The organism is Lactobacillus equicursoris DSM 19284 = JCM 14600 = CIP 110162 (genome assembly GCF_001434815.1).
In the GTDB taxonomy this organism is placed as follows: domain Bacteria; phylum Bacillota; class Bacilli; order Lactobacillales; family Lactobacillaceae; genus Lactobacillus; species Lactobacillus equicursoris.
Window position 1 is genome coordinate 23,296 of sequence record NZ_AZDU01000021.1, and the last position, 13,660, is coordinate 36,955.

Here is a 13,660-nt window from a genome sequence, read left to right on the forward strand (position 1 = left end):
AATTATCTATGATACTGCAATCGCTAACAAGATTGTTTTAAATGTTACCGATAACATAATTTATTTCAGTTCAAAGACGTAGCCCTTGTTTGCCAGCTCTCCGCCTTGGTAGCCGCGACTTAAGGCTGCTTCAGTTCCTAATGAAACCGTTTTGCCAGTTGTGTTAAACCAGGCCTCGATCTTTTCATGGCCGTTTCTAACCACGTGGATCAAACCAGCTTTTGTTACTTCTAGCCAAGTTGCTGCCTGGCTGAGCGTTTCCCAGTGGTCCCGTCTAAACTGAATAATTTCGTGAACCGCCTGCCAAACCGGACTGCCATCTTGACTCCAGTCCATTGGCTTGCGACAATCTGGGTCTTCCCCGCCGCTCATTCCCATTTCTGTACCGTAGTAGATGCAAGGAGAGCCAGTTTGGACAAAGGTGAAGGCCAAAGCCTGCAGGGCCTTGTCTTCATCGCCCTTGGCCACCGTCTTGATCCGCGGCGTATCATGGGAATCCAGGACGTTTAACATGGCGGAATTCGTTTGTTCCCGGTACAAGAAGAGCTGGTCGGTTAAAAGTTCGGTCATGGTCTTGGCATCTTGCACGCCCTTTAAGAAGTGGTCGCCGATTTGACCGGTAAATGGGTAGTTCATCGTGCCGGAGAACTCATCGCCGTTTAGCCAAGGCTGGCTGGCGTGCCAGGATTCACCCAAAATGTAAAAGTCGGGCTTGATGGCAGTTACCGCATCTCTAAACTTTCTCCAGAAGCGGTGGTCGACTTCGTCAGCTACGTCTAAGCGCCAAGCATCAATGTCGAATTCCTTGATCCAGTAAGTAGCGATGGTTAACAGGTAGTCGACTACTTCTGGGTTAGCCGTGTTCAGCTTTGGCATGTGCTTTTCAAAGGCAAAAGTTTCGTAGCTTGGATCCTTTGGGTCATAGGGCTCAACCGGGAAGTGGTTGATGTGGAACCAGTCCTTGAAGCGGGATTTTTCGCCATTAGCCACAACGTCTTGCCATTGCAAGGAGGTATCGCCGATGTGGTTGAAGACCGCGTCCAGCATCACCTTCATCCCCCGCTTGTGGGCTTCGTTAACCAACTTGGCAAACAAAGCCTTGTCCCCAAATTCTGGGTCAACTTCTAAGTAGTCGGTCGTGTTGTACTTGTGGTTAGAAGCTGCCTTGAAAATTGGGCAGAAGTAAAGGCCGTTGACGCCTAATTTTTGCAGGTAGTCCAGATGGTCCAGAACCCCTTGTAAGTCCCCGCCATAGTAGTCATCTCTCCCCGGCTTATCGTCTGGCTTCCAAGGCTTAACGCCGGCTGGGTCGTTAGTCTTGTCGCCGTTGGCAAAGCGTTCTGGGAAGATCTGGTACCAAACAGTGCTCTTCACCCAGTCAGGCGTCTTGGTCATGTCGATCAAGTGGAAGTATGGCAGCTTGATGTAGTTGCTTGGGTCATCGTAGCTTTCCTGCTCATCCTTCCGGATGCCCCGGTCGCCATAAATTACTTTTTCCCCATCTTGGCCGACCACTTCAAAGAGGTAGCGGCAGCGGTGGTTGGGCATGGTTACGGTCGCTTCCCAATAGTCATTCACCTGGCCATGGCCGGCTAAAGCCATCTCGGCTCTTTTCAGTTCGGTCAGCGGTTCATAAATGTCGCCGTAGTATACGTAAACGGCTTTCACGTCCTTGCCGGTGTGCAGGCGCAGCTTCATGTCTTCCTGGCTGACCAAGTAGCAATCTTCACTTTCTGGTCTGTGTCTTAATGCAGCAACTTGCATCTTCATTCCTCACTTTTTCTGATTAAAAGTATCTCTATTTTTGTTTTTTCTTACTTGTTTTTTGCCGGCTTTTTCAAAACAACCCCGGCAAATGGCATCAGAGTCAATTGCTGCTCTTGCAGGTAGATTCCGCCCGCTTGCAGCAAGACCGACATCTGGCTTGGCAGGGTCAGCTGGGTCTTTTGAGCACTCAAGGAAACTACCACCAAGGCACTTTCCCCGTCCAGATCTCTTTGGTAAGCGACCAGGTCTGGTTCCGTGTCTAGCAGGTAGTAGCTGCCCTTGGCAAAGAGCGGCGTCTTTTTTAATTTAAAAAGTCTCCGGTAAAAGCTCAGCATGCTGTCAGGATCCTGGTCTTCGCTTGCCACCGTCACCTGGTCCTGGCTAATCCCGGTTAACCAAGGCTCATGCTGGCTAAAGCCGTGATTTTCCCCGTCATTCCAAGGCATGGTGCCTCTAGCTGGCAATTTATGGGTCAAGCTGGCCATCTTGAGGGCTTCTGCCTCACTAAGCCCAGCTTCCTCAGCTTCAGCTACAAATTCGTTAACTGTCTGGTCAGCGAATTGGTCAGCACTGGTAAAGTCCAGGTTGTGCAGGCCCAATTCTTCGCCGTAGTAGATGACCGGAATTCCCCGTTCCAAGTACATCAGCATGGCCAAGGATCTAGCTTGAACTTCGGTTTTAGCCACCCGGGTGGCTAAGCGGGCCATATCGTGGTTGCTCCAGTAAAGGGTTGGCGGAGCCTGCAGGGTCTGCTGCCAAACGGCCTGGTTTTGCTTGAAGCTTAGCCAGTCCATCTCCTTTGGCTGATACTGGTCTGAAAAGTCGGGGTTAACGCCGTCTTCTTTTTCCTTAAAGTAGCGGAAGGTGATAACCGAATCCATCAAGCCGTTTTCCGGCTTAGTGTAGTCTGCTGCCAGGTTGACGCTGGCGCTAGCGGCTTCACCTAAGAAGAAGGTATCTGGGTAGTCCTGCCGGATGCTGTCGCAGAATGGCTTGAGCCACTCCTGTACTTGGGGCAGGTTGGCAAAAAATGGCTCTGCGATTACCGGCTTGTCGTCGTCACTTGGGTATGACTGGCGCAGGTCAGCCTTGGCAATGTGGATGAAGGCGTCAAGGCGAAGGCCGTCAACGCCCTTGGCCAGCCAGAATTTAGCCGCCTTGGTCATTTCCCGGCAAACGGCGGGATTTTTCCAGTTTAAGTCCGGCATTTCCTTGGCAAAGAGGTGGAAGTAAGACTGGCCGGTCCCGGCTGGATCCTTGGCCCAGACGCTGCCGCCAAAGAAGCTGCCCCAGTTGTTGGGTTTTTGCCCATTTTTTCCGGCAAAAATATAGTAGTCGCGGTACGGGCTCTTAGGGTCGCTGATGGCAGCCTTGAACCAAGGGTGCTGGTCGGACGTGTGGTTTAAGACAAAGTCCATGATGAGCTTGATGCCAGCTTGGTGCAGGTCTTGAACCAAATTTTCAAAGTCGGCCATGGTCCCCATCACCGGGTCGATTTGGTAGTAGTCACTCACATCGTAGCCATTGTCTACGCCAGGCGACAGGTAAATCGGGTTCAGCCAAACGGCGGTGATCCCAAGATTTTTCAAATATGGAATCCGCTGACGGATCCCGTTTAAGTCGCCGATCCCGTCACCGTTGCTGTCTTGAAATGATTTTGGGTAAATCTGATAAATAATGGCGTTTTGCCATGCTTCCTGCTGTGTCATAATTCGTTTCCTCCGCTATTTAATCTACAGAATTTATTGAGCGCTTACAATCACGCTGGCCCTGTTATCGGTAACAAGCAAAAAAGGTCAAGCCGTCTTCAACGGTTTGACCTTTCACTAGCTATTTAGTTGATTCCGCCTTTGATAAAGTCGGCTTGATAAACATTTCTCCTTGGGGAGCCCCGTTTTGGTTGATCTTGCGCAAAATTAGCTGGGCCAGGGTTTCGCCGATCTTCCATAGGTCCTGCTTGACCGTGGTGATCTTGGGTGAAGAAACCTTGTCCAGCAAAATACCGTCAAAGCCAATTACGCCGTAATCGCCCGGAATGTCCTTCTCCTCTTCCACTAAAGCCTGGATGACCCCAGTCGCAATCCGGTCACTGCCGCAAATGAAGCAGGTGTTCTTCGGATATTCAGACAAGTGCTCTTGCATGAAGGCCCGAGCCGCCGTAGTGCTGTTTTTCACCCGGTTGACGCTCGGGATCTTCTTGTTTTGCTGCATGGCATTCACATAGCCCGCTTCTCTAGAAAACTCAAAGGCTTCTTTAACATCCAGGCCGATAAAAACTAAGTTGCGGTAGCCCTGCTTTAGGGCATATTCTGTCGCCATCGTTTCCCCGCCTAAGTTGTCGGTATCAACGAAGTCGTAGCCGCCCCGGTTTTCGCCAAAAAGGATAAACGGCTCTTTCAAGGCGTTCAGCATCGGATAGTCGTCAACTCGCGTCCCCGTAATGACGAAGCCATCAGCCGGCCCCTGCTCAATCTGGCTGCCCTTTAACAGCAGCTGCAAGGAATAGTTCTTCTTCTTTAATTCCGTGGCCATGCCAAACAAGATATTGGTATAGTACGGATCCATGTGGTCAATGTCTTCCAAGATCACAAACTTCACCACGCTGGTCTGGTTCTTGGCCAAGGCCCGGGCAGCATTATTTGGATGATAGTTTAACTTGCGCATGGCATCTTCCACTACCACCTGCAGTTCCGGCGCGACTAGCTCTGGGTGGTTGATGACCCTAGAAACGGTCATCTTGGAAACATGCGCCTTTTGAGCCACGTCTTCCAAAGTAGCGGTTCTAGTCAAAAGGTTCCCCTCCCATCAAGGAATTAACTCTCTAATTTTCTCTAACGAATTTATCTCTTCTCTCTTGAACAGTTTACCATAAAAAAAGCGCTTTTTCAGCCTTTCCGTTTTCGCTTACAAATTTAGAAAAAGCATATTTATTGAATAGGATATTTATTTTTCAACTTGCAAAAGGTAAGCAGCATATGGCGCTAGTTTTCCTTCCTTTAATTCGTCTAACGAGTCTTGGTTGCTTAATAAAACTTTTGCCACTTGATCTTTAAGCGTAAACCTTTGCTCTGCGCCGGTCAAATTGCAGACAATCAGCCACTTTTCTTCTGCATTTTCCCGGTAGTAAGCCATCACCTGGTCTTGCGTGTCTAACAGGGTAAATGACCCATCGGTCAAGACACTATGTTGGTGTCGCAACTTAATTAAGGCTTTATAACAATAGTAAATAGAACCTGGATCATTCAAAGCCGCTTGGACGTTGATTTTCGAAAAATTCGGGTTAACGCGGAGCCAGGCTTGGCCACTAGTAAAGCCGGCGTCATGACTGGCATTCCACTGCATCGGGGTTCTGGCATTATCCCGGCCCTGGGCATTGATGGACTTCAAGATGTCTTCAGCCTTTTCCCCCTTTGCTAGCCGTTCGTCGTACATCCGCCGGGCTTCGATGTCTTCAACTTCGTCAATCTTGGACACCGGGCAGTTTGTCATACCGATTTCTTCGCCCTGGTAGATGTAAGGCGTCCCCCGCAGGCCGTGCAGGAGAATCGCTAGCATCTTGGCGCTGACCACCCGTTTGTCTTGATCATTGCCAAAGCGGGAAACGATTCTTGGCAGGTCGTGGTTGTTCCAAAAGAGGCTGTTCCAGCTGTGGTTGAAGTCCAGCTTTTGCCATTTGGCTAAGACCGACTTAAGTTCGCCGCAGTCAACCGGCTTCGTGTCCCACTTTTCCTTGCCCTGTTGCTTGTCTAATTCAGTGAATTCAAACTGGAAGACCATGGACAGTTCTTTTCGGTCAGGGTCGCTGTAAAGCGGAGCGTTGTCTAAAGTGGCCCCCCAGGTTTCCCCTACCGTCAAAAAGTCCCGGTCGCCAAAGGTCTTCTCGTGCATTTCTTTCAAGTAGTCGTGGAGCTTGGGCCCATTGCCGGTAATACCCTTTTCCGGCTCCTTGCCGATCAAGTCGATGACGTCCATCCGGAAGCCGCCGATCCCCTTGTCGATCCAGAAGTTCATTAAGTCGTAGACTTTTTGCCGGAGCTTGGGGTTGGTCCAATTCAAGTCAGGCTGCTGCTTGGCAAAAATGTGCAGGTAGTATTGGCCGATTTCCTGGTCAAACTCCCAGGCGCTGCCAGAAAAACTAGATCGGAGGTCGTTAGGCTTTTCCTTGGCCCAAACATAGTAGTCGTGTTCTGGGGAGTCAACGTTTTTACGGGCTTCGACAAACCAAGGGTGCTGGTCAGAGGTGTGGTTGACGACCAGGTCCATTACAATCCGAATGCCCCGCTTGCCAGCTTCGGCGATTAATTTTTCCATGTCGGCCATAGTCCCGTAATTAGGGTCAATTGCCTCGTAGTCGGAAATGTCATAGCCATTGTCCACGCCCGGGGACTTGTAAACCGGGCACAGCCAGATGGCGTCAATGCCTAGGCCTTCTAAATAGTCCAAGCGGGAGATGATCCCCGGCAAGTCGCCAATGCCGTCGCCGTTGCTGTCTTGAAAAGACTTGGGGTAGATTTGGTAGATAACGGCCTTTTTCCACCAAGGCTCTTTCTTTGCTTGCGTCATTTTTTCTTTTTCTCCTTTTGTTGTTTTTTCTTACTTTTCTTGCTTCTATTGCTTATTTTTTATTTAGTGCCAATATAGCGCTCACATTTTTCAATAATTAACTATAGTCGTTCTGGCCCAAGAATCAAGCAGTTACCGCTAACCATTTTTAGAAAAAAGAAAAGAGCAAAAGAAAAAAGCAGTCTTTATTGACTGCTTTTAAGCGCAAAGGCTTGATATGACTAATTCAGTGCTTATTTAGGCATGTATAAATTAGTTAGTTTGTCCTTGTTTTCGTCATAATCAATTCCTGAGAAAACATGGGCCAGCCATTCCAGACTCAGTTTAAACCACTGAGCTACGTGCTGGTTGCCCTGCCAAGAAATGTCGTTGGTAGCTAATTCCGGCGTAGCCAAGGAGTAGCCGTGAAAGCCCGTGTCAAACATGTGGGCTTCGCACTTGACCCCATTTTTAAACAGGGCTTCTTCATAGGCCATGGCATTGGTTGGCAGGCAGATCGGGTCATTCCAGGACTGGAAGATGAAGGTTGGCGGGGTCTTCGGCGTCACGCCCAAGGCCGTATCGACCAATTTTTCATCATCTGGCAAGGCCCCGTCAGCCTTGCCCCCAATTTCAAAGGCCACCTTGTGAACGTCAGTCAGCGGGTAGCCCAAGATGGTGGCGTTAGGCCGCACCTGATCGTCCTCATAGCCAAACTGCTTTTGGTACTTAGGACTGTCAGCCAGGTAGTTGGCGGCACTAGCGATGTGGCCGCCAGCGGAAAAGCCGATGGTCATGATCTTGTCTGGATCGATTTGGTAATCGACCGCATGATCCCGGTAATAGCTGACCGTGCTCAAGACGTCTAGCCCTGCATCGGGGTAGATCTTGCCTTCGTCTTGCAAGAGGTTGTAACTGACCACGCAGGCGTTAAAGCCGCGGGCCACATAGGCCAGCGCTACCGGCTCGCTTTCTTTGACCGACAGGTGAGTAAAGCTGCCGCCTGGCACCACGATGGCTAGTGGCCGCAATTTATCTAGCGGCTGATGGTGGTGCTTGACCGTATAAGTCGCAATGCTGTAGGTCCGCCCGTTAAAGTTCTTTAGTTCGATTTGTTTCGTTTCCATTTTTTGCCTCACTTTTACTCCGGCTCATCCCCTTGGCCAGCAAGAAGCTAGCTAGCGGAATCGTCAACAACACGCCCATTAGCGAATACATGATGATTAAGGCTTCGTTTACAAAAAGTTTATCATTTATTATCTCGCCAAAGGTATAGTGAAGGCGGTAATACCATAAAAATAATGACAAAAAGCTGCCAAACATCCCGTAGACGATGGTGTTCATGGCCGTCCCCAAAACGTCATAGCCAATCGCCCAGCCACTCTTTAAGAGCTCGTGCTCCTTGATTTCTGGCTTGGCCTTTTTTAATTCCAAAAGCCCTGAACTAATGGAAACCGCAGCTTCCGCCACTGCCCCCAGGGCCGAGAAGACGGCAACCGTCACTGAAATTTCCTCGTAGCTGATCCCAGGCATCTGGGAGTGGCCAAGGAGGATTTCCCCAGCTTCAACGCCTAAGCCAGCCGCTTGAGCCAGGTGCTGGATGCCAATAATCAAGACGCTGACGGCCAGCAACACGATCAATGAGGCATAGAAAGAATTTTTGGCAACGGTATAGTCATGAGTCCCCAGGAAAATAATGGTCACCAGCTTTAGGGGGACAAAGATCAGGGTGATCACCGGAATGCTGAGTCCCCAGGAGATCAACATGGCCACCAGGATTAAGAGGATGGTATTGATCATCACGCTGAAAAAGGAGCGGATGCCGGTTTCCCCGCCAACGATGGCCATCAAGATGGCCAAGAGAATAATTAAGGCACCTAAGCTGCTCATTCCTTATGCCCCCATTCTAAGCCCTTGATGGCTGCTTTTAATTCGCTCTTGAGGCTGCTTTTATCCTTGATAAAAATCAGGCTGCAGCCGGTCGCAAAGACCACCGTCAAAACGATCCCAATCGCTGACACCGCGCTTTGGGTGGCGCCCAGTGACATAGTGAAGTTAAAAGTCGTCCCAATCGTGTTGTTGTCTCTAAAATAGAGGATGGTCTCTGGCAGGGCTTCTGAAATAAAGAGGAGGACCAAGACATTGATCAAGGGCCCCATGATTTCCTGGCCCATGGTCCGGCCGCTTTGAACCAGCTCTTTAACGGTGATATGAGGCTTGTGCTGGATCAATTCATAAAGACTGGACACAATATCCGTTGCCTCGTCCATCACGGCTCCTAGAACCCCTAAGAGGGTCTGAGCCATAAAGATCCCCCGCACGTCCTGGGTCGCGTAGTCGCCCATTTCATAGTTGAGGTAGCTTTCCCCGGTCAGCTTGATTACCGCATAGCAGAGCCAGAAGGAAACAAAAAGGCCTAAGAGGGTTGCCAGCCAGGTGACCAGCATTTTTTGATTGATCCCTTGAACGATAGCCAGGCTGAAGAAGGACAAGACGATATCAGCTAAGGAGAACATCCAAACGATGCCGCTCCCGTTCACTTGTACGTCCCACAGGATCAAGATGTAAAAAAGGATCCAGCTGACGGCCAAAGAGAAGACCAAGAGCCAGGATCTGCGGCCCACAATGGCTAGGAGCAAACCAAAAGTCATGGTCAAGGTTAAGACCAAGACCCAGTCTCTTTTCGGCGAAATCAGGGCTAAGACGCCCTTATAGATCTGGATAAAGACCCGCTGCCGTGCCCGGTACTTTTGACTGACCAGCTGCGAGGGAATATAGGTGTTGGTCACCGTATAGGTCTTCCCCTTGTACTTGCCGCTTAAGACCTTAACGTGGAGGTACTGCCGCCGCTCTTCGTCTTTATTGCCGTAGATGTCGGTTTCTTTTTTCAGCAGCTTGTCTTTGATTTTGTAATCGGTGATGACAGCTACGTCATTCTTGTAACCGGTCGTTTTCACATAGGTTAAGGCGGTCAGGGCCAAGCCTAGGATTAAGAGGAGGACCAGCCCTAGCCAACGCTTTTTCTGCATTGTGCGCCTGCTTTCTCTGATGTTTTGTCAATTGCCATATGTATATGTATTTAACTACATATATCTTTATTTTACCCTACTACTTAATCTTAATGCAAAAAAGGGACTGCTAACGCAGTCCCCTTTAACTTTTACACTTAATTAAGATTAGCCTTTAAAAAGCTTCTTCCACCAAGGCCTCTTCTTGGGCTTCAGCTGCATGTCGGCCAAGGTCCGAAATTCTGGCCGGGCCTTTTGGGCATTTTCCTGCACCTTGTCCATGATATCCCGGCGGACTTCCTCGGTGCTCTTGCCCATGTCGGCTACGACCTGGGCTCTTTTTTCTTCGGCCGTCAAAGGCCGGTCAGGCTCCTTGGCCTCGCCGAGGTCCTCCAGGTCGTCAAAGTCTGGCAGGTCCAGGACGTCATCAGCTGGATCAGCCTTATTTTCTGCCGGTGCCATTGCTTGGGCTAGCTCAGCAACCTGAGTCTTTAAGGCGGCGATTTCTTCGTCTTTTTGAGCCAGGTTCTTCTTGAGCTCTTGGAACTCATCAGCCTTTGAGTCTTCAGCTGCTTGTTCACCAGCAAACAGTTCCTGGGCCGCCTGGTCCAGGGTCTTGCCTTCTTTGTTCATTTCTTGCATCTTCTTCAAATCAGCGAGATTTTCCGCCGAATAACGGCGGGCGTTTTTCACATGGGAAAAATAAGCCGGGTTAGCAGTCACCTTTTCCACGATCTGCGAATACTTGCGCAAGGTTGCTTCGCTCACGCCTAATTGCTTAGCCGCTTCACTGGTTTTCATCTGCTCGCTTACTTCACTCATCTTCTAAACTTTCTTTTTCTACTAATCTTCAATTAACAAAAAATCAACCACAGCAAGAACTTGTTTACTAGTATTTCTCTTTGACCTTTAGTCGTGCTTGTGCAAAAGCGTCTTCTTGTGAGCGTAGCGTTCCATCGCCAGGTCGATCAGCTTGGTGATCAGGTCTGAGTAAGAAATGCCAGCTTCTTCAAAGAGCTTTGGATACATGCTGATGTTGGTAAAGCCTGGCAGGGTGTTCAATTCGTTAAAGATCACTTCGCCATCTTCCCGCAGCATGGAGTCGATCCGGGCCATGCCAGAGCATTCGGTTACCCGGTAGATCTTCAAGGCATTGTCGCGAACCTTTTGAGCGACTTCATCAGGGATTTGGGCTGGGATTTGCAAGGTCGTCGTTGACGCATTGCTGTACTTGTTGTCGTAGTCGTACCAGCTGTTAGCGGCGTTGATGATTTGACCAACGCCGGAAACGATTGGTTGGTCGTTGCCCAAAACGGCCGTTTCAACTTCCGTACCAACGATGCCTTCTTCAACCAAGACCTTGTCGTCGTACTTAAAGGCTTCAGCCAAGGCGTCTGCGTAGTTGGAGTCGTCAACCACGTGGGTGATGCCGACTGAAGAGCCTTGGTTGGATGGCTTAACAAAGAGGTTATTGGTGCCTAATTGCTGGCTCACCCATTGGTAGTCATGCTTAGGATTTTGAGCATCATCATATTCGTAGCGCTTGATGGTCACCCACTTGGCAACAGGAACGCCAACTCTTTGGGCCAGGATCTTGGAGAATTCCTTGTCCATGGTTACGCTGGCTGCCAAAACGTCGACGCCGACAAATGGCTTGTCGATCAGGCGGAAGAGGCCTTGCAAAACGCCGTCTTCACCTAAGTTGCCGTGCACGATTGGGAACAAGACGTCCAGTTCTGGCCGGTCTGCTAAAGCAGCGATATTGGACAGGTTGGCAGCCTTACTTGGCTTTTCCACCATGTAGGATGGGTCTTCCAAAACCTTGAATGAGTCTTCCTCGCTGGTCATGTAGCCAGCGTTCGTGATCCAGATTGGGTGAACGTCAAACTTGTCTTTGTCAATTGCCTTGTAAATGTTGCCGGCTGACGTGATGGAAACTTCATATTCTGAAGAATTCCCACCAAAAATCAAGCCAACTTGCGTTTTCTTCGTCATTATATTATCTCCTTTGTACCAATTCTCAATTATACCGAAAACTCGGCCCTTTGGCGCACTTTATTAACGAATTTTAGGCTTTTTTATCGAGTTTTATCCTGTTAAAAAAATGCCGGAATCGGCTATAATATAAATTAGAAAGGGGTTGATGATCATGCGCCACAAAACTATACCTATACTGCTTTTCTTGACGCTGTTGCCAGCTAGCGCCGTGCCAGTCAGCGCGGCAGCTTTTACGCCGCAAGAACAGGCCGAAGTCCAGCGTTTCCAACGGGAATACCAAGCCCTGAACAAGGCAGTCTACACCAAGCAAAATCTTTATGGCACAGTACCTTCATTGAAGAAGCCTTTTAAGGCCGGAACCTTAAAGGCCAGCTACGTCAATGATCAATTAGCCTACATCAACTACTACCGCGATCTCTTTGGCCTGACGGCCGTTAAAACTACTAAGCAAGGCAACAAGGATGCCCAGACGACCGCTGCCGTGATGGCGGCGATCAACGCCAATCCTTTTATCAACCAGCACGGCTTGCCAAGCGAAAAGCGTCCGCGCTACATCTCTAAGAAAAATTGGGCCCTGGCGCAAGACATCTCTAACAGCGCTAACCTGAACTTTAACGCTAGCCCCCAAAGCGCCGGCGACGTCATTACCGACCTCTTGACGGACCGCTACAACCTGTCAGGGTCTGACACCGGCCACCGGGCCTGGATTTTGTCGACACGCTTAAGCAAGATCTCAGTCGGGGCGGCTTATGGCACCAACGGCTACCGCTACTCGGTCAACCAAGTCCTAAATGTTGGCGACAGTTCCCGGACAGCCAGCCGGGAGATGGTGGCTTATCCAAACGCCGGCATCTTCCCGATTGAGCTGCTCAGCGGGACTGGAGTGGCCTGGTCGCTTTATTTTTCTAACAAGATCTATAACTCCGTGCCAAAGATCACAGTAACAGACAACGACACGGGCGAGACGGTAACGGCCACCAACGTGAAGAACTACAGCTACTACGGCTTTGGCAACTTCCAGAAGGTCATCACCTACTCCCCAAGCAACCTGAAGCTGGTCGACGGCCACCAGTACACGGTGGTTGCTAGCGATTTGGCAACTTACAGCTTTAAGCTTTTTAAGCAAAGCGGAACCAGCCAGAGCTCGGCAAGCACCGTCAAGTCTTCCAGCACCCAGACCAAGTCCAAGCTCAGTCAAAAGGACCTGGACCAAAAGGGGCTGGCCAAGTACCTCTACAAGGTCGGCAAGAAGATTTCCAAGGTTAAGACTAAGAAGGTTACTACAACCAAGGCCGTAAAAAAGAAAACTAAGTCCAAGAAGTCCAGGAAGTCTAAGAAGTCCAAGAAGTCCAGGAAGTCTAAGAAGTCTAAGAAGTCCAGGAAGTCCAAGAAGTCCAAGAAGTCCAGGAAGTCCAGGAAGTCCAAGAAGTCTAAGAAGACTTCTAGCAAGAAAAAGTCTAGTAAGAAATCAAGTAAAAAGTAAGAAGTAAGAAGTAATAGCATGACCCAGCACCACGATGAATTAAACTGTATCAGCCATGTCCCGATTTTTAAGAATCTGCCCCTTGAGCTGCGCCGCGACCTGGTTCACATTTCCACCCACCAGCAATTTTTCAAAAAAGGCAGCCTGATGCACTCGCCTGGCGACGGCCGCCTGTCCGTGATGTCGCTTGACTCCGGCAAGGCCAAGATCTACAGCCTGAGCGAAGATGGCCATGAGCAGGTGATCAGCCTGATGCAGCAAGGCGACATCAACGGCGAAGAAAACTTGTTTGACACAGAAAACGACGACCTCTTTATCGAAGCCTTAGAAGACAGCACCGCTTGCTCCATCAACTATTCCGACTTTCAGAAGCTGCTCTTGAAGTCGCCGGAACTGTCTCTACACCTGCTAAACGAGTTTGGCAGACGGCTGGTCACCGCGCAAAAGAACGCGGTAAGACGGAACTCCATGGAAGCCGGCCCACGCTTATTTGCTACTTTAGTAGACTATGCCGATGAAGCGGGGTCAAATACTTTTACCCTGCCCTTAAAGAAAAAGGACCTGGCTAGCTTGCTGGGGATTACGCCAGAAACCCTGAGCCGAGAATTCACCAAGCTGAAGAAAGAAGGCTATATCACGGCCAAGGGCAAGCAAATTACAATCTTAAAACAGTAAAAAAGCCGTGCTTTCGCACGACTTTTTTACTTGGCTAACAACAATTGGGGGAATAAATTGACCAAAAAAGTCCATGGCTAACTACATTAGGGGGAATAAGTTGCCCAAAAATGTCATGGCTAACTACTTCAGGGGGAATAAATTGCCCAAAAATGTCATGGCTAACTACATTAGGGGGAATAAGTTG

General features: G+C 49.5%; 11 protein-coding genes. 2 read left to right on the forward strand and 9 right to left on the reverse strand.

Annotated elements, in window-relative coordinates; translation table 11 throughout:
* Positions 1–60: 60 nt before the first annotated feature.
* From FC20_RS05290 to FC20_RS05330, 9 genes are all read right to left on the reverse strand, one after another.
* A complete protein-coding gene (locus FC20_RS05290; RefSeq protein WP_056945335.1) occupies positions 61–1,764 on the reverse strand; it encodes a glycoside hydrolase family 13 protein in 1,704 nt (567 codons plus the stop codon).
* A gap of 50 nt (positions 1,765–1,814) precedes the next feature.
* A complete protein-coding gene (locus tag FC20_RS05295; protein WP_008462922.1) occupies positions 1,815–3,476 on the reverse strand; it encodes a glycoside hydrolase family 13 protein in 1,662 nt (553 codons plus the stop codon).
* A gap of 121 nt (positions 3,477–3,597) precedes the next feature.
* Positions 3,598–4,557, reverse strand: a complete 960-nt coding sequence (locus FC20_RS05300; RefSeq protein ID WP_008462921.1) for a LacI family DNA-binding transcriptional regulator — start codon at positions 4,555–4,557, stop codon at positions 3,598–3,600.
* Positions 4,558–4,710: 153 nt separating this feature from the next.
* Positions 4,711–6,330, reverse strand: a complete 1,620-nt coding sequence (locus FC20_RS05305; protein ID WP_008462919.1) for an alpha-glucosidase — start codon at positions 6,328–6,330, stop codon at positions 4,711–4,713.
* 233 nt (positions 6,331–6,563) lie between these two features.
* Positions 6,564–7,436 (reverse strand): alpha/beta hydrolase, encoded by an 873-nt coding sequence (locus FC20_RS05310; protein WP_039944234.1) that lies wholly within the window; start codon positions 7,434–7,436, stop codon positions 6,564–6,566.
* Positions 7,402–8,199: a YibE/F family protein gene (locus FC20_RS05315; RefSeq protein WP_008462913.1), complete on the reverse strand. Its 798-nt coding sequence runs from the start codon at positions 8,197–8,199 to the stop codon at positions 7,402–7,404. The genes FC20_RS05310 and FC20_RS05315 overlap by 35 nt, the downstream gene beginning before the upstream one ends.
* Complete coding sequence (locus FC20_RS05320) at positions 8,196–9,338, reverse strand: YibE/F family protein (RefSeq protein ID WP_008462912.1); 1,143 nt, start codon at positions 9,336–9,338, stop codon at positions 8,196–8,198. The genes FC20_RS05315 and FC20_RS05320 overlap by 4 nt, the downstream gene beginning before the upstream one ends.
* A 147-nt stretch (positions 9,339–9,485) precedes the next feature.
* Positions 9,486–10,139 carry a MerR family transcriptional regulator gene (locus FC20_RS05325; RefSeq protein ID WP_008462910.1) on the reverse strand — a complete coding sequence of 218 codons (654 nt, stop codon included), beginning with the start codon at positions 10,137–10,139 and terminating at the stop codon, positions 9,486–9,488.
* A gap of 87 nt (positions 10,140–10,226) precedes the next feature.
* Entirely contained in the window at positions 10,227–11,312 is a 1,086-nt protein-coding gene (locus FC20_RS05330; protein ID WP_008462908.1) for a D-alanine--D-alanine ligase family protein, read from the reverse strand.
* A gap of 154 nt (positions 11,313–11,466) precedes the next feature.
* Between FC20_RS05330 and FC20_RS05335 the strand changes: the two genes are divergently transcribed.
* Positions 11,467–12,798 (forward strand): CAP domain-containing protein, encoded by a 1,332-nt coding sequence (locus FC20_RS05335; protein ID WP_008462906.1) that lies wholly within the window; start codon positions 11,467–11,469, stop codon positions 12,796–12,798.
* A gap of 18 nt (positions 12,799–12,816) precedes the next feature.
* On the forward strand, positions 12,817–13,473 hold the full coding sequence (locus FC20_RS05340) for a Crp/Fnr family transcriptional regulator (RefSeq protein ID WP_008462904.1): 657 nt from the start codon (positions 12,817–12,819) through the stop codon (positions 13,471–13,473).
* The last annotated feature ends 187 nt before the right edge of the window (positions 13,474–13,660 follow it).

Coding starts and splice junctions, on each gene's coding strand:
- FC20_RS05295 (WP_008462922.1), bottom strand. CDS start 3,476: ATGACACAGCAGGAAGCATGGCAAAACGCCATTATTTATCAGATTTAC.
- FC20_RS05310 (WP_039944234.1), bottom strand. CDS start 7,436: ATGGAAACGAAACAAATCGAACTAAAGAACTTTAACGGGCGGACCTAC.
- FC20_RS05315 (WP_008462913.1), bottom strand. CDS start 8,199: ATGAGCAGCTTAGGTGCCTTAATTATTCTCTTGGCCATCTTGATGGCC.
- FC20_RS05330 (WP_008462908.1), bottom strand. CDS start 11,312: ATGACGAAGAAAACGCAAGTTGGCTTGATTTTTGGTGGGAATTCTTCA.
- FC20_RS05290 (WP_056945335.1), bottom strand. CDS start 1,764: ATGCAAGTTGCTGCATTAAGACACAGACCAGAAAGTGAAGATTGCTAC.
- FC20_RS05320 (WP_008462912.1), bottom strand. CDS start 9,338: ATGCAGAAAAAGCGTTGGCTAGGGCTGGTCCTCCTCTTAATCCTAGGC.
- FC20_RS05305 (WP_008462919.1), bottom strand. CDS start 6,330: ATGACGCAAGCAAAGAAAGAGCCTTGGTGGAAAAAGGCCGTTATCTAC.
- FC20_RS05340 (WP_008462904.1), top strand. CDS start 12,817: ATGACCCAGCACCACGATGAATTAAACTGTATCAGCCATGTCCCGATT.
- FC20_RS05325 (WP_008462910.1), bottom strand. CDS start 10,139: ATGAGTGAAGTAAGCGAGCAGATGAAAACCAGTGAAGCGGCTAAGCAA.
- FC20_RS05335 (WP_008462906.1), top strand. CDS start 11,467: ATGCGCCACAAAACTATACCTATACTGCTTTTCTTGACGCTGTTGCCA.